Source organism: Thermocladium modestius (genome assembly GCF_055398215.1).
This window is the reverse complement of the sequence record NZ_AP043731.1, coordinates 1,830,370-1,849,482: the sequence shown is the minus strand read 5'-3', so window position 1 is coordinate 1,849,482 and position 19,113 is coordinate 1,830,370. Positions and strand designations below refer to the sequence as shown.

Genomic DNA, 19,113 nt, shown 5'->3' with positions numbered 1-19,113 from the left:
GTGTCAATGCTTAGGAGGTACCCCCAGGAGGAGGATGTCAGATATGATCCCATCAGCGACTCCGTGGTGCTGCTGGGCGAGTATAGGGGTACATCACCCGTGGTTGGCGTTCGCAAGCTTACCATGGATGCCGGGGCGGTGGAGTTAAACGACTTGCAAGCCTTCGACGAGGTGTACATAGGATCCGGCTGCATCGTTAAAGGCAACGTGGGCAGCGGGCTCAGGGTTATCATTGATACAGCCAAGGGCGATCCAACGGTGATAATTGGAGACGTCTCCGCCGTGCCGATCATCGATGGAAGGAAAACAGTGGAAACATCGATAACTGTGACAGGCAAAGGCAGCACGGTGATCCATGGCAATCTGGTGGCGTACAATATAAGGATTGATGGTTCATCCATAATCCTCGGCGACGTGGTTAGCGAGGGCGATTTAACAATAGATGGGCCCTCCTTGGTGCTGGGCAGGGTAGTCGGCAATAACGTGCAAATCAACGACGCGACCGTATTTCAGGTATACGCGAGGAGAGACGTGACGCTGGGGCCCGGCGTCACGCTGTTGTCACCCATAATCATGTCCAAAGGCGGGGAGATATACTACCTGCAAGACAAGGAGGGCGGTAAGGTGGCGATGAGAAGTGGAGGCGACTCCGTTAGAGTCAGAGTGTTTGGGCCCACGTGCTTGTTCTGCGGCAAGGTAGGTAATCCACTGCTCTGCGAAAAATACCGTAGCGAGGATTGCGGCGACTATGATTACCTGGGGCCTTATGATTACTTCGCGCGTGGCGATAACTATAAGCTGGTCACTTGGTACTGGAGGGCCTCGCCCTCAATGATAGTCCAGAACTTGATGGCGAGGAGGATGTATAATTTGGCCAGGATAACCAAGCCCTCCAACGTTGATTCGACGGCCAAGTTGATCGACGGCGTGGGGCTGGCGGAGCACCCAGGCAGGGTCGCGGGCAGGGTAGTGGAGGATCTGAGGAGCACGTCGGGCTCCTACGCCGAGGCTGTTAAGAAGGCTCTCTTCACGGTTACCGAAGAGTTCTTCAAGGCGAAGAAAATAGGGTATACCCGGTGCCCGAAATGCGGTGCACCGCTGCCCAACGGCACAAAGATATGCCTATTCTGCGGGCAAGTGATGGGTGAGGCAGATGGGCATGGAAGAGGCGGAGCTAGCCATTGAGTCGCTGTACGATGTGGGCGATGACATAATCGGCTTAAGGTGGCTCGGCGGTGAATTTATTATATTGACGGAGCACGGCAATGTCTATGGGTTCAACCACGGCGGGCTTAGGCGGGTTATGGAAAGTGGGTCGAAGGAGCCCATATCCCAATATTCATGGAATGTGCCTCACCTCATAGGCACAGCGTCAGCAACTGGCGACGGCACCATGATCCGATTGATTGACTTGAGGAACCAGAACAATGTATTACTTAGGGTGAATGATGGGATAAATGGATTATTGACCGTGAACGATGGATTGGCATACTGGGGAGGAGGCATTTTGGAGGGTTACCTTGGATTATTCTCGGGAGACGGCGGTTGGAGGATAAAGATCGATCCCCTCCAGGCATTGACGTATGATGATCGCGACGAGAAGCTTTACATGGTCTCGCTCGCCGGCTCGTTGATCGCCATCGAGGTGGGCAAACCAACAGTCCAGGAAACCCTGGGCAAGGTCAGCGGTCGGGTCACCAAGATAGTGAAGCATGGGGACGAGCTAATACTGGCCCAGCCCGACAAGGTCTCCATAATCAACCCGAGGCTCTCAACGAGCGATGCAATCGGGATTAGGCCATTGTCTCTCAACCTAAGCGGTGACGTCCTCGTCGTGACCACGAGAGACGGAGAGATAATTCTCAGGAACTTGAGGAACAATCGGGACAGCGTGGTCAAGGTCGATGGAATATACAAGGCTATCCAGCACGGCGATGAGGTTTACGTGTTGACCAAGGATGGCGTGGTCAGGATAGTTGGAGAAAGCATTGAGAAGCTGCCCCTCGGGGGATTGCCGGTGTCCCACGTGGCGATCGGCGATGGCGTGTCGCTATCTCTTTTTGACATCTTGATGCACGGCACGCCTCAACCGCCTGGGATAGATGTAAAGGCAATGTTGATCGAGGAGAGGGAGAGACCGATGTACTCCATAGAGATCAACGCGAAAACAGTGTCCAGTCTGACGCCCATTAAGAATGAAGAAGTTGTAGTGGAGACCGACGAGGGTTCCTTCAATCTTCAATTAGATGATGAGGGAAGGGCCACCGTGAAGCTCCCGGCTATAGGGCAGGCCAGGGTTAAGATAACGCTGAAGCGCTCTGGGGCAAAGCCGACAGTGATAGCCCTTCCCTCCCCTGATCAATTCGTGGCGGGGGGACACAGGTTAGTGAGAGGCAGTAGGCTCTCCCTTGATGAGCTCCATGAATTGATAATCCAAGAAATGCTGGGGGCAGGGGGCTTCGGGGAGGTGTACAGGGCGTACAGCGCGGCCGAGGATAGGTACGTCGCAGTTAAGCTATTCAAGCTCAGCCTAAGCAGCATTGAGGAGGGGCTGGAATCCATGCTGGGCGAGGTATCGACGCTGGGCAGGTTATCGATGGCGCTGAACACCGATAGGAAAAGGGTGGTCGAGCTGTACGGGCTCCATAAATTCAGGATAGTCACACCGGGCCGTGGATCGGCGGAGGAGGCGTACGGCATGGTGATGGAATATGTCGATGGGGGCTCCCTAAGGAACGTGATCAACTCCAGGGCATCGTTCACCGATAGGATGAGGCTGATAATACGCACCTCGGAGGCGCTGGCTAGGCTGCATGATGCGGGCGTTATCCACGGGGATCTGAAGCCGGAGAACATACTCATCAAGAACAGCAATCCACTGTTGTCGGACTTCGGCATATCGAGGGTGTTCAAGCACCTTGGCGAGAACGTAGTACCCATCGGCTATACAGCCGAGTACGCAGCGCCCGAGGTTGGGCTGGGTATTATCAATGACAAGTCAGACGTCTACTCCATGGGGACCCTAATCATCGAGTTACTCACTGGGAAATTGCCGTTGGGCAAAAGCACTAACTTGCCCGTGAAGATCTTCAACGAGATTAGAACGCTGGAGAGAGGCGGCGAATTGAGCGAGCTGGTGAGCCGCATGAGGGGGCGCGACCCCGATCGCAGGCCAAGCATGATGGACGTCAACGAATCGCTTATAAGGCTTTACGGTCAGCTGTAGAACAGCCGCGTTTGTTTAGGGCGGGGTTCCATAATCGATGCCTCCGTGGCAATGCCGTGGGCGTATATGGGAGTAACGCCCATCCACGATGCCCGTGATACATCGTTATATTTATTATATTTAACGATAATGATGCATCGCCCTCTTGGCCATTATTTAATGCCGGTCACTTTTTCGGGCTTGTTGGGCATTAGTAAACCATAATTCCTTAATATTATTACGATAGCTTAAACTATACCTATGACTTCCTCATTTATTGCGGTCAGCTATTTAGCATTAATTAGCGAATAATTTAAATAGATGTATTATTTACTGTAATAGATGAGTGGTCAGCAGGACCTTGGGATGGCCGTGAAGACGTTGTTAAATTACTTGGGGCAGAGGGCCACGGATGGGTTCCTGACTTGGCTTACTTTTAAGGGCATGGATAACGTAGTGACCCCTCTGCTTGGCCAATTAATCAACCAGATACGCTCCGGTCAACAGCCGTCGCCCTCGGAGATAGAGAAATTAAGGGCCCTGCTCCTACAGCAGGCCCAGTCGCAGTCCCCCCAGCAGGCCCAGTCCACGGATCAGCTGGTCAGCATGGTGATTCAGAAGCTGCAGCAGGCAGGGTATGTTTCCCAGCCTCCGCAGTCAACTCCTCAAGCAGCCGCTAATCCCCTCTACGCGCCGCCTCCAGGCGTTGATTATATAAGGAGTAGGATCAATCGGCTGGAGAGCGAGAGGGATAATCTTCAATCGATAAAGAATGACCTTCAGAGGCAGTACTACGGGGAGTTCGACGATAATAAGAGGAGGGAGATAGAGAGGAGACTTAAGGAGATAGATGATAGGATCAGGGAACTCGACAATGAGATGGAGAGGCTAAGGATGCAATTGCCTGGACAGACGTACTGAGTGGGCTAGCATGTTTGAGAGGCTGCAAGTAATAGCTGGGGCGTTGATCGCCACGCTTGGCCTCTCAATGTCCTATAAATGGTTTTTATCGCCTACCCCATCCAACGTCCCATTCATTGGATTAATAGTGCTGGTGCTGGGCTTGGCGGCCGTCGGCTCCGGCCTCAGATCCGCGTCTAGGAAGTCGAGGAGGAAGGGCACGGGAGGGGGCATAAGCCCCACGACCGCGGTCGCGGGTGGGATAGGCGCAGCGATAGCCATCGCCGGCATAAAGGCGTTAATCGACGAGATGAACAAGAAGTCGGGCGAGAACAAGTCGGAGGCCATCGTCAAGCTCAAGCAGCTCGAGGATGAGTACAACAAGGTTAAGTATCAACTTCCCGAGGACCAGCGCAGGCTATTTGAGAACGCGATCCAGGATTACAAGAGAAGGCTGGGGGTGGATCAATGATAATAGTGGAGGAGGACGGAGGAGTTAGGGCGGTTGATGACCCCAACGAGGTCGTGGACGTGATTAACAAGGCCAAGGGAAGGGTGGTGATAGTCAAGGTAATGGATGTTGGGGAGGATATCATTAAAAGCAAGTGCGCGGGTCAAATAGACGACTGCCTGGGCGAGATAGTTATACTCCGCACGAGCGATCCCGAACGCATTAAGCATAGGAAGGACGTGGAGGTGCTCGATGTTTTCGACCTCGGCGGCGAATATGCAGTCGCCGTCAGGGCGTCGATTGATGCCTTGATCGACATCATGGGCGACGAGAAGGTCAGGGAGGCGGAGAGGGATAGGATGGTGCATACCCTATGAGCGGGTCCGGCGGCGATGTATACGTTTTTTACGGAGACATAGACCTCCAAGCATCCGTGATGCTGAGTACCTCGTTAAGCGATAGGGCTGCCGCATCTGCCTTGGACAGGATGGGGCTTAGGGTGCTGGCGGACCTGGGCGTCGATGTGATGGACGTCTACGGAACAATCGGCGTGGCTGTGGGCAGGGCCGGCGAGCGGGAGCTGAGGGAACTTGATAGGTATGGCATACGCTATGAAAGGGACATCGTGATCAGAGCCCTATCCAGTCCGGGACTACCACCCCAATGGACGCTGAAGCTCATAGGGGTCAATGAGGCGCAAGAAATGGGGCTCAGCGGCAGGGGAGTTAAGATAGCCGTGGTGGACACCGGCGTTGATGGGAGTGCTTGCGGGCTGGAGGGCAAGGTCGTCTACTCCAAGTCCTACGTGCCCCTCGAGGACGCCGAAGACCATAACGGCCACGGAACGCACGTGGCATCGATAGCCGCCAGCAGCGATGATAGGTACAAGGGAGTGGCGCCGGGCGCGTCCATCATGAACTTCAAGGCAGTGAATAGTCGCGGCATAGGCTTCAGGTTCATCATAGCTAGGGCGGTGACGGAGGCGGCCAAGGCCGGTGCCGACGTGATAAACCTGAGCATTGGGGGGCACCCGGCCCGCAAGGATGATTTCCTGAGCCGCGTGGTGGACTCCGCCGTAGCGAGCGGTTCCGTTGTGGTCGCCGCCGCGGGCAACGAGGGGCCATGCAACGGGAACAAGGGGATCAGCACTCCCGGCTCCGCGCCGCTTGCGATAACGGTGGGCGCGGTGGACAGGAACGGCCGCGTTACGTGCTACAGCAGCAGGGGACCCATTGATGACCTACTCAAGCCAGAGGTGGTGGCGCCGGGCGGGGTGCTTAACGATGGGAAGGCTGAGGACGCCGTGATAGCCTCGAGGCCCCGGGACTCGGGTCATTGCCCGGCCGTGGGGGAGTGCTACATGGCGTGCGCGGGGACCAGCATGGCAGCGCCTCACGTGGCCGGCGTTGCCGCGATGCTGCTGGAGGCCATGGGCAAGGAGACGGCCCAGATGAGACCAATAAGTGTAAAGGCGGCCATAGTTAACTCCGCGCGGGATTTGGGCGAGGATAGGTACGCCCAGGGGTATGGATTGGTGAGGGCGGATAATGCCGTGAAGGGCATAAGGAGCTCGGTGAATGCTCAACAAATCCAGCAGCCGGAGTCGTTGGTGGACTCCCTAATCAAGGCGTTTCCCGCAGCGATCATGTTCGGCGGGCTCATGAGCGTCCTCTCTGGCGCGGCTTCCAGGAGCAATACGAGCAGAGACTCACTCGTTACGCTGATCAGGGACCTATTTAGGAGTGGTAGGATCACGCTGAACGACTTATACAGCCTAAGGAATAAGGGGATCTTAACTGAGGAGGATTTGAGGAGGATTCTAAGTTAGCGGATAATTATCAATGCTATCAACAGCATCGCCACGCCCATTATCATGAATGCTTGGTTCAACGCATTATCATTGAACCTGAAGTGACTGATGGCTCGCCTGCGCCCCCTCACGTAGATGCCGTTCTCCGTCATGGAGTCGAGCAGCAGGTGGCTTAATCCGGCCAATGCCCCGATCAAGGCAACGGCAGTCACATAGATGGGAGTCACTTTAGCAAGGAGGGCTAGGGGAGCAGTCGATAGTCCTGTTATCAATGCGCCAGTGGGGCTGTGGGTTCTAGGGATCCTGACTCCGCCCCTGTGCCCAAGCTGGTCAATGGCGTAGTTAACAATTATTGATTGAATGATGGCAATACCGATGATGGCCTCGCTGTCCAACGATGACGCCACTAGGGCGCATAAACCCATGGTGAAGATCACATGGACCTTCAGCAACATCAAGTCAAGAATGTACTCGATATTTTAAGCTTTCCATAATAAAGGGATAATATAAAGCTGTTATGCAGCATCTCCATCACTTGAAAATATATATGTTTGCCTGAGAATCTAGGGCTATTAAGTAACCCCCATCTAAAGCCAATGATACTATGGTGTATCCTGTTGAGTACTTAGATAATATTGCGCCATTATTAGCATTTATGGCATATACATTCCCATCCTCCGTACCAATATAAACAATACCATTAGTGGACACTATGGGAGGCGCCGTGATTGGGCTGTTAAACGTATCACCCCAAATGGTGGCGCCCGTGGCATCATTAATTGCTAAAAATGTACCATTACCTAAACCAGCGTAAAGCCTACCATCAGCAATTGCAGGTGTAGTAAGTACAGGTATATTTATGTCATCAACCCACTTCACCGAGCCGTTTGGCGATACGGCATAAAGCTTACCATTACTTGTCCCAAAGTAAAAGTATCCATCACCATAGGCAGGTGTAGCCGTAATAAATGAGGTAAGATTTAGACTCCATAAATACGCTCCGTTAACGGCATTTAATGCCACTAAGGCGTTAGGACTATTTAAACTAACCACGACAACATTATCCCCAACAGTAGGTATCATGGTAATGTAACCGGTGGTATTCACAGTGGAAGTTAAGTTTCTATACCATACCTTAGCTCCATTATTCAGGAAGTAGGCTATGATGGAGTTACTGCCTGCTGCTATCACTATATAATTATAAATTGTGATAAAACTTGCAAAGAAAGGCATACCTACATCCCAAATCACACTTCCTGCAAAGTTAATATATTCTATTCCTGGAGATGGATAATTACTACATGGACCCTCTGAAGTCATAATATATCCATTATCAGTTAAGTAAGTTAAGGAAAATACTGAGCCGATAGAGCAAAAGCCGTAACCCCAAACATACCCGCCCTGAGCTATAGTACTTAAACTAGAAAGTGATTTCAGGTTTAGGTAAACAATCCATTGCTGATTATCATTCGGTCCAGTATCTGATATTAAGATGTTGGAGCCGTATGCGGTTAAACCTGGTGTACTAACGGGGTTACCATTACTCCCATTCTCATTTAAATCAAGTATTAGCTTCGTTGGTCCAGTGCTGTTTATGAAGCCTGCATGGGCGTAGTCCCCATGGTATTGATTATCCAGTGTTGGTGCGCTGAATACCAGAGAGGCAGTAGTGGTCGTCGTATTTGTCGTGGTGGTCGTAGTTGGAGTCGTGGCCGGTGCCGTGATTGTTTTCATCATAGTCACTGTAGTCGTAATAGTGGATGGGTGAGCAGGCGAGACCGCCGCGCCCGCCGTAGTTACGTACGAGGTCACCGTCGAGTAAATGTATTCCGTCGCTGTGGAGGCGGTCGTTATAGTGGAGTAGACGGTGGATGGTGGGGCGGACGCCGCGGGCATGGGGATAAGGAAATAACTTATCAGGAATCCAATGATAGCGGCCACGATTATGGGAAACCCAAGCCGCCGACCGAGACTCTTATCGCTCAGCTAAACCACCAGGCCAATTATATCAATCCCATTTATAAGTATTTACCTATCCTAAATAAAGATACCTAGATTAGGTCTGATATAAGGCAATGTTTCAACAGTGGATAGTTTGCATTAATTTTATTAAAATGGGCCTTGGCTTAGATATGGGGAACGGCGGCGCTGAGGTGGAGCGCGTTAACGTAGATCAATGCGTGAAACACTGCTAACACGAGCAGGAACGATATGACGGAGTTCACGATATACGTCGACTTGCCGTGGCCCCTATACACCGGGCTCAATGCCTTGGATAGCGCGTAATCTATGACGACCATGGATGCAACGAAGAAGCCCAGGTACGCGACCATCCAGTACTTGAGGAGCCACCACTCCGCCACCAGGACTACTATTGTTATCGGGTAGATCACTACAATGCTTGAAATATTGTTGCCTCCAAGCGCATATATGGCGTAGCTGGCCACGAGGAGAGCCACTGTGATCATCCACTCGCCCATTGCCCAAAAACCCAGCGCCAATAACACTAGCGCGACAGTGGCGGTTAGCGGCAGGCTCCAGCGGCTTGGAGCAAATGCTGCCGCCATCGAGTTGATGGTTATCAGCGATAACATAGACAAGGGCTCCAGCGAACCACGCCCAATGTAGATGACAATGAATCCAAGGAACAATGCTGTGTATAGGGGCAGGTAGTTGGGGGCTTGGTTGCCGTAAAGCAGGCCCAGCAAGGACCTAGGAACCCCCCAATCCCTGTTTTGATAACGGTTAAGGTAATCAATAACGTCACGGCGCCTCCTCTTCATCGCTGCATCAAGGGGTGTCATACCATCCTTATTTCTAGCATTTATATTAGCTCCGTGTTCTACGAGGTACTTAACGACATCGAGCTTGCCTTCCATAGCTGCATCATGTAATGGCGTATTCCCGCCCGCATCTCTGGCACTTACGTCCGCTCCGTGTTCTACGAGGTACTTAACGACATCGAGATTCCCGCGAATTGCGGCGTAGTGCAACGGAGCATATCCATCATTATTCTTAACGTTCGGGTCAACGCCCAACCCCAGCAACTCCTTAACCCTCCCCACGTCGCCTTCCGCCGCTGCATTTAGCAATCTCTCGCTTAGATAATCGGGAACGCTCGCTGGCTTTACTTCAGTTTCTTTGTTCTTTTCTATTTTTTCTTTTGCTATTGCTTCCCCTTCCTTTATTGCTTTTATTACCTTCACTACCTCTTCGCTTGATGGTCTCTCCTCTGGCCTATAATTCAGCATATGCCTTATTATTAAACCTAACAAGGGTTGCCTCAACTCCTTATTGTTTACCTTGCTTAATGCCTCATTAACCTTAGCCTCGTTGACTGCTTCACCATCAATCGTCTCCCCCGTCAAGCATTCTAGCAACACGTCGCCCAACTGGTATACGTCGATCCTATTCTCGAAACCCCCCTCAACGGCCCCCCTCCTCAAGTCCATGAATAACTGCTCCGGTGCGCAGTAGCCTGCAGTGCATATTGATAATCTGCTTGATGATGCAGTGGCCAATAGCATGGTAGCCGTGTTGAAGTCAGTCAACTTAGCCACACCATTAACGATCAAGACATTCTCAGGCTTAATATCATTATGAACAACGCCCCTGCTGTGGATGAACCTAAGCGCCTCAGCCAACTGTGAAGCGTATTTTAGGCAATCACCCCCGCCGAGGCCCTTAGCCATAAGATCCCTAAGCGTGTGCTCGCCATACTCGTAGACTAGGATTGGGAGGTCAACGCCATAGCCGAGGAGCCTAACAATATTAGGGTGATTAAGCTTCGTCAGGATCTCCAGTTCCTTCCTATTGGCGTCGATGCCGGCAACGATGGAGGGCTTGTAACTCCCCTCCACGTAATTCCTGTAATCCCTCGGCACCTTGAATGTTAACCTAGAACCATTATAGTCAACGGCGTATGCGCAGGAGAAGCCGCCGCAGGCGAGGAACTTGAAGCAACCCCCCACCTTCACCTCCCTAAACCCGCCCAAGGTATTATGTACACCAGAACCTAATGTATCATGAACAATCTCCTCCCTTAAATACACCCTAAATGAAGCATTAAAACAAGCCACGTTAATTAAACCAAGCTTAGCCTTTAAAAGTATTACAATGTTGCCAGGTTTGTTTAATATGTAGATTCTTCTCAACTTTGTGTTTGGGGTGATGTGGTTAGCCCTCGCGCTGATTTCCGCCTCTACCGTTTCCCTACCCCCACCCGTTAACTGCATTAACTGTGCCTTTAACTCGCCTAGGGTTGATCTTTCTTCTGGGTTTGGTGATAGACACCTAGCCATTATTGGTCTAGGGCCGCGAGCGACTTGTCGTGGACTGAGGGAGGCTTAAACTCACCCCTGAACTTAGAGCTAATGCTCGTGAATGACGGCGTTCCTATCAACACCTCGTACATTGACTCATAGAGTTGGTAAACATCGGTCTGCTCACCAACCCTACCATCAAATTGCTCCGGCGCAGCGTACGTGGGCGTCAATGCTGGCCTACTTAACAATGTTGGGTGGCTACTCTGGAAAATCCTCGATGCATTCCAATCACTTAACTTAACAACCAAGACGCCATCAGCACCCCTCTTCACCAGCACGTTCCCAGGCTTTATATCACAGTGAACAACACCCCTGGAGTATGTGTACTCCAAGGCATCTATTAGGTTGTGGAATGCTGGGACGACCTCGCATGGATAACTTAACCTTATTATGATTCTCAGCTCTGATAGTTGTGAATGCATTGTAAAGTAGGCTGAATAATACCATATCAACAATATCCCAGTCAGGCAGGTTAATGTTTGTTAGGTTTAAGGATGAGATTGAGCTCTTGGATGAGCTTTTTGACAAGATGGTGCGTTCAACGCTCCAGTTTCCAGACGGTAATAAGCTGTCCTTTGAGGCTAGGTTCAATAAGGATAGCCACCTAGGCTGCGTCATCTATATGCCACGGAGGATGCGGCCAAAGATTGAACTGTATCGCGTCTTAGGACGTTTGCTAAAATAGAACCCATCTATAACGCCTAATTAACAGGGTCGGCAAGAGGTGATGCGGAATGATGTAGGTAAAACCAGGGAGGACTGGCGCTACTGTGAGCGCTGATGCTCCAAGTAATCAGATGAGGATGCGGTTAATGAAAATTAACGCGGAGATTCTGCATGCCATAAAATACCTGTGCTAAAATGAATTCAACGTTGTTTCCGTGGACGATGAAAAAGGCCGTTGTTATAGTGTAGTTCCGATAAAAGGATTGACTTCAAGGAATCGGGAAGAGAAGACTATAAAAACTGCCTCAGGGATTACCATTAACTAGAAAGAGATTGTGAAGGAATGAGGAGGATTACGGCGTGGTCGTAATTAACGTTGATGAGGTCGACATAGGTAAGGTGTTGTCTCAAGTATTCGACAATTGGAAGAGGAGACTGTGTGGACAAGATTGGAGCTTCCGTGAAATTAAGGGCTCCTGGGCCAAAATGGTATTTGCAACTCAGCGGCGATGAGTGCAGAGGTAAGAGATGAGACTAAAGGACTCAGCAGGTTGCAGAGGGGCTTTACATTGTCGTTAGCATTCCCAACTCAATGCATGTCTACTAACAGGATTAATGCTGAGGGCATTAGGGCTATTGAACTGCTTGTTAACAATATAGTGCACGGTAAGCACTCGTCAAGTGCTCATTACCAGCCAGCGAAGCGGAATTACGGGGAAGTGAAAAACGACCAACATTACTGAGATTGGTGATGACAAAACCATCACTTGCGGAGGAACTAGCGAGGTTAATAACCTTAGCCTCAAGGCTTAGCGGCAATGAGGAAAGAAACCCCGAGGAAATAGGTGAGTTAGGGAGAGGCTCCCGTTAATCTACCTGAGCCTGTCAGGTTCCTTGGTGAGGAGGATAAGGGCACCTTCATGCAATTCATGAAGGCACTGTGACAAATTGCTGATGGAGACATTCGCTACAATGACTTTACGGCATTCGGCATAGCTTCCTTAGCTAGGGCCGGCGTGAATAAAGTAATGATATCAATGAGCACTCCGCGCCTAAGCCTCCTGGCCCGACTTCTCCAGGTTAACCGGGCTTATATCCATCAATTAGGTCATTAATGGGGGATGTGATGCATCAAACTATGTAATTGCAAGTTCGGATTGCTTATGGACGCAAGGCAGGCGACAGAGAGTTCTTCAATCCTGTTGATTGTGCGAAAGGTATGCGGGAAAATGAAGGATGTGCGAAGAAGCAGCTCACTGTTCAAGGGCCAACTTCAACAAATGCCGGCATGGAGCTGATTCCGACATGAAGTCCAGGAGGAGCCCAAGCGGCAAGTCAAGATGGTCTGATGCAAGAGGGCGGACGGCTAGGGGGCTCCTTCTAGATCCAAGACATGGAAGTGTCGCAGATACCCCGGAGATGGCAGGTTGGGACGGTATTTTCATAGTTAAAGAGGTTGCTGGGAGAATGCCTCGCATCCGTCCTTAATTATTGAATAATCAGCGAATACAGATAAGGCCTATTTATAACATCATGGAGGCTCGCGGGAATTGCTCAGCATGCATTATAAAAACATAAGGCCGGTTGATAGTTAAAGGAACTCTGTCCACAAAAGGAACAAAGATTAAAAATATTCAACAAAGGAGCTAGAGGCAATTCATGATTAACTAATTGCCTAAGCTTTAAAGCAATGCTTTATAAGTAGTAAGCAAATTATATTAAGTGGCCTTCCCAGTCAACGTTGCCTTAAAGCCAGCCAAACCTGCCTCGCTTCCTAGGAGGCTTAACGTTGCTTCCCTCGAATGTAGAAGCCTTCTTGGCGAGGGCGGCTTCGCCGTGGCGATGCTCTGCGCAGATGACTACGGCGCCAGCCATGTCGTGAAGCTGCCCAGGGAGGTTTACTTCGCAATGCTTAATGGCATCGAGCGCCCAACCATCCTCACCAACACTGATATTGTCAATAGGGAGGTCGAGGTTCTCAGGAGGATTGATCATCCAAACATTGTCAAGTTTGAGGGCTTCGATAAATATCAGTTGGCATTGATATTCGAATACTGCGAGGGCGGCTCGCTTAGGGGAATACTCGAGGGTGGGCCGGTGCCAGTTAAGGAGGCAGTAGGGATAGCCCTCCAAGTCTCAGATGTGGTTAATCACCTTCATGGTCGAGACATAGTCCACGGCGACCTGAAGCCCGAGAATGTGCTGTTCACGAGGGATTCTATACCGAAGGTGTCTGACTTCAACACCGCAAGGTTTGCATCAACGCTGAGTAGAACGGGGCCAGGGTATACGCCGGGCTATGCAGCGCCTGAGCAGTTGATGGGTAACCCAACTAAGGCCAGCGATACTTGGGCGATAGGCATGATAATGCATGAAATGCTTACTGGAAAACTGCCTGAGGTGGATTTCGAGAGGGGCATGGTAAAGATAACACGAACTGGAAACGAACCTATAGATAATGTAATAGAGGAGGCGCTTAGAGTAAAGCAAGGAGAAAGAATAAGCATTAGGGAATTGAGAAGTAAAATAGAAGAGATCTACAATAGATGGGAATCATTGACGGGTAAGACGGCAAGGTCATTGAAGAAGACTGAAGTCGGCGAGACAAAAAAGGAAAATGAGGCTAGAACAACCAATCAAGAATTAAATAGGCAATTAATAGAAGCAGCTAGATATGGTAATGCAGAGAAGGTTTGGGAATTAATGGAAATGGAGGTAAGTCCAAATATTAAGGATGATTACGGCTTGTCACCATTACACCACGCAGCAATGCATGGTGAATTTGACACTGTTGAAATATTACTTGAATATAGTGCAGATGTTAATGCAAGGGATAATTATGGGGAAACACCACTACATTATGCTGCAATGAACGGTGATCTTGATACTGTTAAGCTACTCATCAAATATGGCGCTGATCCTAACACCAAGAATAATGATGGTAAGACACCGCTAGACTATGCCGAGAAGAACGGACACTATGATGTTGTAAAAGAATTGAAACAAAAAGTCAAGAAAGAAACTGAGACAGGATCTCCCAAGAATTTAAGACAAAAAGCCGGGGGAAACACGTAGATAAGAATAGAGGAAAGATAAAAGAATATTATGGATTGCATTAATACTAATATTATTTTTTACTATAACCAGGGCAATTTATATAATGCATTCACCTACTCCGCATGCATCGATCAGCGAGATTATTATTAACTCATGGTATGCGTTCCTCAAGCCGATTAATACTTCATCGAACTCATTCACTACGCCGGAAATGGTAGTCTTGTGGAACTAGGAATATATCATGTAGATAATTACTCTAATTCAGTAATACAAAAAGATGTAAACATCATCAATCAATTTAATAATAATCATGATGATAGCAAAGGTTTTATACTATTGAGTTATGTTATTGGTAATAACAGAGCATCAATAGTAGTAAAAATACCTGTAAAGGGAAACACAATATTATTAAATGAAATAAGTATGGGATACTGGACGATACTGGTTACAGAGCCACAATATATACAACTATTAATATATGCTCTAGATCATCCATGGATTGGATATATAGGTGAAAAAGCAGTATTAACATCAAATCCAGCAATACCCTCTCCAGGCCAGGATACATTAACTATTTTCCAAGATAATAAATAATCTGCAAAACATGGGAGGATTTATTGAAGGATTTATAATGAATGATATGAATAACTACTCAGCGCCAATAATACCATGGGGAATCGCAGTGTATTCAGCAGGTAATTATCTTCCATTGTATTCAAAAGGAATTGAAGTAGAAATTTAAAAATGAAACCGCTGAGAGGGTTAGTAATGGATCCCTTGTAAATACTTATGTGGTTGGGCCCCAGGCTTAACTAAACCTGCTTGCCTTCGCAGCATCCTCTGAGTTATGGTTGAGGAGGCGGGGATTCATGTCTAGAGAATTAGAGGAAGCAACAAGCGTTCCAGATTAAGCAGGGGCTGAGGCAGATGTGATTGGCGGTAAGCCCCTTGGCATTGTTGAGCCTGATGTGGCTAGGTTGCCCGAGGCTCAGAAGGGCCGGGCGCTACTGGATAGGGTCGGCAAGGGCGGTTAAGGTGTATGGGGAATGTTTCCAAGGACTTCGTTAAGGAGGTCGGTGTCTGGCTAAACCTGGACTACCTCAACATAGTAAAGCTACTTGATTACGACGTCAAGCCGCGCCCATATGTGATGATGAAGTCGATGGACGGCAGCTTGGGAGGTTAAGCTACCCCTAAGCGAGGCAGTCCCGACCCTCCTAAGCCTAATTGATGCATTGGAGTACGCCCACTCCAAGGGAGTGGTTTACGGCTACATCAAGCCGGATAACGTGTTGGTGAGCAGGGAGTGGTGGGGTGACTAGGCTAAGTTGACGGATTGGAACGTCTCTAGGATAATGCGTGAGTGCCCAACCCTAGGTAGCATTACGCAGAGCGGGCACACCATGACTCCAATATATGCTGCGCCTGTGCAGTTTGACGGCGGGATGAATGAGAAGACCGACGGCTACTAAATATGCGAGGTCATGTATTGGGTATTAACGGGTGCTCCGCCATTAGCCGACGTTAACTCTAAGTTTAGGGATGAATTCACGGCGTCCTCCATCCACGGCTGGCCGCCCCCGGCCCTGGTTTCCATCATGGTGGATTGCTTGTCGCCGGATCCCATGGCAAGGCCTGGTTTGGGGAAACTAAGGTCGCACCTAATAAACCTACTGCCAAGAGGCGGGGGCGACGCTAAGACTATAAATCACGAAACCAAACGCCGTCAACCTTGGATAAGGTTAATCCGGGATGCTGGACTATACTTGTAGGCGACCAGAATTATTTAAGTAAAATTGCATATGCATTTTGATGTTGGTTGCAAGGAGTTGGCGGGAGTATATGGTACATCTATACAGTACATTAGTTTGTGGCATACGCAGCCAACGGGGCAGTACTGCAAGAAGCAATGAACCTACAACAGATTAAATTGGCTCGTGATTTAATTAAATGATCTTTCTTCTTCTGCTTCGAATGCTGTTTCGTATGTGTTTTCATAACTTATTGCTAGGTATGTTATTGGTGGTTCTGGTCGTGGTGCGCCTGAACACGGCTAGGCTGTTGGGTTCTTTATGTGGGTAAGCATCGTTCACGGTCTCAATTGATCAATCCCCTCCTTTTTTCCTTAATTGAGGCTTCTTCTGCTTCGGAGCCGTAGGTCGTGGGTTCAAATCCCACCGGGTCCGCCAAAAACCATGCCCCCACATTCCCATTCCCTTGTCAGTCTATTCAATGTAATTGAACATGTTGCAGTAAAATATAGTGATTTGACTATTAATGAGTAATTACCGTTAAGTAATTTATGAATTAACATCACGGGTATTAATATGGAAGTGCAGGTTTATATAAATGAGGCACCTAAAGAAGTGCTAATAGCCCCGACTAAAGCGCTAGATTTATTGAATGTTATCTTATACAACATGCTTTTATGAATTTTAATTCTATTTCCAGTAATTGATTCCCAATGCATGGCTTTACTTAATGTTCTCAACGCTCACGTAGCTGGCATTCATTATTATGGCCCCCACGCGCTCCACGGCGCTCACCAATTCCCTCAGCTTTTCCTTACCCCCCCCCCGCTGGGTATATTATTAATGCCCTGCCCATTGCCTCCCCCGGGTTGGCGTACGCATACACCAAATTGGGGACGGACCCAACCACCGAGGACGCTGATTGAAGCACAGACGCCAGCGCACCAACCTCGCGCTTCAATGATAGGTCCAGCACGTAGATCCCGTTCGGGCTGGCCAGCGCCAGCCTAACGACGTGGGGGAAGACGCGCTCCATGTTTTCCAGCGACCTTATTAAATCCATGCCAATGCTCATAATTATCCAGTCCATCTAGCAGTAATTATACCTATCTGTTATATTACAATTATATCAACTTATTTGTTATTTGCATACATAGGTATATTATTACGCTCTCTTACTGCTCGCATTGCCCGTCTCCCTGCCGCGCAGCAGGGATGCGTGGGCGCCGGCGAAGCTGAGGCCCGCCGATGCGGCCAGCACGGTCTTGAGGCCGGCCAGGAATAATGAGTACGCCCCGCCGCCTGGGGCAGCCACCCCCGCCAGCAGGTAGAGCGCCGCGTACCTGCCCAACCTATCCACTAGCACTGCGCTGGCCAGAGTTATGCTCATCAATTGCCCAGTGAACCTCATCGTGCCCAACACCGTTTGTCCCTACGCTTTCATTTCACTCTTTTTGTATTCAATCATGATCGAGTGTAGGGACTTAGCCCTCAACCACCTACCAAACTTAATAATAGGTGGGTCATGGGACTCCTTCGACCCCAACGGCACGGGACTCACATCCTCAGCTCCCTTCCTCAAACTATACAATGCCGCAACATCCCTATGCCATAATTCCCCTCCCTCCCCATAAACACCAAATTGAGCGTTTCGCCTGAACAGGTTCAGGTCCAGCATGGGGAACTCGGTTCGAGTCTCAACGACGGCGAACGCGGCAAGCATGGCTATGGAAATGGCCGGCAGATAGATGAACCTCGACCATCCATACACGGCCGACATCACCATATACGCCACTGCTGATAGGAGCGCCGATCCAAACGTAACGGCCCCCGCCGCAGCCATTGCCTCCCCCCGCCTCCCCAGGTCCAGCTCCCTCATTGACTCCAGCGAGACCCCCAGGCCCAACACCGCCAACGCCGCGCTCATCAGCAAGACGTATCGCCAGCCCAGGAATTGCATCATGGCCCTGCCCAGGAAGGGGGCCGACGTGAGCCCCAGGTAGACCGACATGGCGTTGATGCCGAGGGCGAAGCCCCTCCTCCCCCGCGGGAAGACTTGGCTAACTACGGCGGTGGAGGTGGGCGACAGTATCGCTGAGCCGAAGCCCCATCACCAGCGAGGCAGCGATTAGCGTGGGGAGGCCGGTGGCCGCCGCCCCGATCAGCGACCCGGCCGTCATCGCTACGAAGCCTGCCCTGAATACCTTTATCCTGCCGTGGATGTCGGCCAGCCGCCCCAGCAGAATCATGAGCGGGGGGAGCGGTACTGGGTACGCTATGGGCACGAGGACGAGCGAGTAGAGGGACGCGTGGAACTCCCTCCCCAGGGTGGGCACCGCGAAGGAGAGCACCGTGGAGTTGAAGGGGGTTTGAAATGCGGCAAGCGACGTGGTCAGTAAGATGAGCCCCGGGCCTCGCCTGTCCATGCGAAGCGGCCTGGCGTGCTTATTATAAGGATGCCTAGAGCCCCGCCTCCGTTGGGAACGATTCACGGGCAACCCCGATGGCCTGTAATGATTTTTAACGGGGCCCGCGGTTAACCCGGCGTGGATGCCCTCATAGTGGTCGTGGCGGACCGGGACGTGGGGAGCATATCTATGCTGTTGAGCGATGAGACGGGGCTGCCCATAATTAGGGGGCCTGGGCCCGGGGTCATACCTGTGGTGAACGCACGGGATGGGGAGGCCGTTATCAAGTGGCTGGAGGTCGGGGGATCCGGGAGGGCCATAGCCGTCATGGGCAGGAGCGCTTGGGAGGAGTTGAGGGGGAGGATTCCTCCGATGGACTTGGCGCGGGTCCTCATGAGGGTAGGTCTAAGGGAGTTGAGGAGCGGAAAGCAATGATGCCCTCCACATGTCCTTCATGGCCATGCGCTTTAACGGCTTAACTCGCTAGGCGCGGCCCCGGCGCCCGCCGTGTTCGTAACCATGTGGATTTCTACGAGGCCA

18 protein-coding genes and 2 pseudogenes are annotated in these 19,113 nt (G+C 50.4%); 11 read left to right on the top strand and 9 right to left on the bottom strand.

Going from position 1 to position 19,113, the window contains the following annotated elements; genetic code table 11:
* The 6 genes from ACZ5ZS_RS09550 (at position 1) to ACZ5ZS_RS09525 (ending at position 6,384) form a co-directional block, all read left to right on the top strand.
* Positions 1-1,185, top strand: coding sequence for a hypothetical protein (locus ACZ5ZS_RS09550; RefSeq protein WP_188595813.1), 1,185 nt, complete (start codon positions 1-3; stop codon positions 1,183-1,185).
* On the top strand, positions 1,154-3,226 hold the full coding sequence (locus ACZ5ZS_RS09545) for a serine/threonine-protein kinase (RefSeq protein WP_188595812.1): 2,073 nt from the start codon (positions 1,154-1,156) through the stop codon (positions 3,224-3,226). Before ACZ5ZS_RS09550 ends, ACZ5ZS_RS09545 begins: the two co-directional genes overlap by 32 nt.
* A gap of 321 nt (positions 3,227-3,547) precedes the next feature.
* Entirely contained in the window at positions 3,548-4,126 is a 579-nt protein-coding gene (locus ACZ5ZS_RS09540; RefSeq protein WP_188595811.1) for a hypothetical protein, read from the top strand.
* A 10-nt stretch (positions 4,127-4,136) separates the two neighbouring features.
* Positions 4,137-4,577, top strand: coding sequence for a hypothetical protein (locus tag ACZ5ZS_RS09535; protein ID WP_188595810.1), 441 nt, complete (start codon positions 4,137-4,139; stop codon positions 4,575-4,577).
* Positions 4,574-4,933 (top strand): hypothetical protein, encoded by a 360-nt coding sequence (locus tag ACZ5ZS_RS09530; protein ID WP_188595809.1) that lies wholly within the window; start codon positions 4,574-4,576, stop codon positions 4,931-4,933. The genes ACZ5ZS_RS09535 and ACZ5ZS_RS09530 overlap by 4 nt, the downstream gene beginning before the upstream one ends.
* Entirely contained in the window at positions 4,930-6,384 is a 1,455-nt protein-coding gene (locus ACZ5ZS_RS09525; RefSeq protein ID WP_188595808.1) for a S8 family peptidase, read from the top strand. The genes ACZ5ZS_RS09530 and ACZ5ZS_RS09525 overlap by 4 nt, the downstream gene beginning before the upstream one ends.
* On the opposite strand, the gene ACZ5ZS_RS09520 is transcribed toward ACZ5ZS_RS09525, so the two are convergent.
* The 4 genes from ACZ5ZS_RS09520 to ACZ5ZS_RS09505 all read right to left on the bottom strand — a co-directional run bounded on the left by ACZ5ZS_RS09520 (position 6,381) and on the right by ACZ5ZS_RS09505 (position 11,113).
* On the bottom strand, positions 6,381-6,821 hold the full coding sequence (locus tag ACZ5ZS_RS09520; RefSeq protein WP_188595807.1) for a DUF1286 domain-containing protein: 441 nt from the start codon (positions 6,819-6,821) through the stop codon (positions 6,381-6,383). The two genes, ACZ5ZS_RS09525 and ACZ5ZS_RS09520, sit on opposite strands and share 4 nt — an antisense overlap.
* A 76-nt stretch (positions 6,822-6,897) precedes the next feature.
* Positions 6,898-7,686: an outer membrane protein assembly factor BamB family protein gene (locus tag ACZ5ZS_RS09515; protein ID WP_188595806.1), complete on the bottom strand. Its 789-nt coding sequence runs from the start codon at positions 7,684-7,686 to the stop codon at positions 6,898-6,900.
* A gap of 806 nt (positions 7,687-8,492) precedes the next feature.
* On the bottom strand, positions 8,493-10,445 hold the full coding sequence (locus ACZ5ZS_RS09510) for an ankyrin repeat domain-containing protein (RefSeq protein ID WP_188595805.1): 1,953 nt from the start codon (positions 10,443-10,445) through the stop codon (positions 8,493-8,495).
* 221 nt (positions 10,446-10,666) lie between these two features.
* The gene (locus ACZ5ZS_RS09505; RefSeq protein ID WP_188595804.1) at positions 10,667-11,113 is read right to left on the bottom strand and encodes a protein kinase domain-containing protein; all 447 of its coding nucleotides are present in this window, start codon (positions 11,111-11,113) and stop codon (positions 10,667-10,669) included.
* Between the two features lie 1,966 nt (positions 11,114-13,079).
* On the opposite strand from ACZ5ZS_RS09505, the gene ACZ5ZS_RS09500 reads away from it, so the two are divergent.
* The 4 genes from ACZ5ZS_RS09500 (at position 13,080) to ACZ5ZS_RS09485 (ending at position 15,600) form a co-directional block, all read left to right on the top strand.
* Positions 13,080-14,432 (top strand): ankyrin repeat domain-containing protein, encoded by a 1,353-nt coding sequence (locus ACZ5ZS_RS09500; RefSeq protein WP_188595803.1) that lies wholly within the window; start codon positions 13,080-13,082, stop codon positions 14,430-14,432.
* A gap of 204 nt (positions 14,433-14,636) precedes the next feature.
* A complete protein-coding gene (locus ACZ5ZS_RS09495; protein WP_162508339.1) occupies positions 14,637-15,008 on the top strand; it encodes a hypothetical protein in 372 nt (123 codons plus the stop codon).
* A gap of 10 nt (positions 15,009-15,018) precedes the next feature.
* A complete protein-coding gene (locus ACZ5ZS_RS09490) occupies positions 15,019-15,156 on the top strand; it encodes a hypothetical protein (RefSeq protein WP_188595802.1) in 138 nt (45 codons plus the stop codon).
* A gap of 297 nt (positions 15,157-15,453) precedes the next feature.
* On the top strand, positions 15,454-15,600 hold the full coding sequence (locus tag ACZ5ZS_RS09485; RefSeq protein ID WP_188595801.1) for a hypothetical protein: 147 nt from the start codon (positions 15,454-15,456) through the stop codon (positions 15,598-15,600).
* 1,379 nt (positions 15,601-16,979) lie between these two features.
* Here the strand turns inward: ACZ5ZS_RS09485 and ACZ5ZS_RS09480 are convergent.
* The 5 genes and pseudogenes from ACZ5ZS_RS09480 to ACZ5ZS_RS09460 form a co-directional block, all read right to left on the bottom strand.
* Positions 16,980-17,240, bottom strand: a complete 261-nt coding sequence (locus ACZ5ZS_RS09480; protein WP_188595800.1) for a hypothetical protein — start codon at positions 17,238-17,240, stop codon at positions 16,980-16,982.
* A gap of 90 nt (positions 17,241-17,330) precedes the next feature.
* On the bottom strand, positions 17,331-17,588 hold the full coding sequence (locus ACZ5ZS_RS09475) for a hypothetical protein (RefSeq protein ID WP_075059220.1): 258 nt from the start codon (positions 17,586-17,588) through the stop codon (positions 17,331-17,333).
* Positions 17,589-17,597: 9 nt separating this feature from the next.
* Positions 17,598-17,804 (bottom strand): annotated as a pseudogene (locus ACZ5ZS_RS09470) (hypothetical protein); the annotation flags it as partial.
* A 318-nt stretch (positions 17,805-18,122) separates the two neighbouring features.
* A pseudogene (locus tag ACZ5ZS_RS09465) lies at positions 18,123-18,254 on the bottom strand (hypothetical protein); the annotation flags it as partial.
* Positions 18,226-18,591, bottom strand: coding sequence for an MFS transporter (locus ACZ5ZS_RS09460; RefSeq protein WP_268237945.1), 366 nt, complete (start codon positions 18,589-18,591; stop codon positions 18,226-18,228). The pseudogene ACZ5ZS_RS09465 and the gene ACZ5ZS_RS09460, both read right to left, overlap by 29 nt.
* 120 nt (positions 18,592-18,711) lie before the next feature.
* On the opposite strand from ACZ5ZS_RS09460, the gene ACZ5ZS_RS09455 reads away from it, so the two are divergent.
* Positions 18,712-19,008 (top strand): hypothetical protein, encoded by a 297-nt coding sequence (locus ACZ5ZS_RS09455; protein ID WP_188595799.1) that lies wholly within the window; start codon positions 18,712-18,714, stop codon positions 19,006-19,008.
* Positions 19,009-19,113 lie beyond the last annotated feature (105 nt).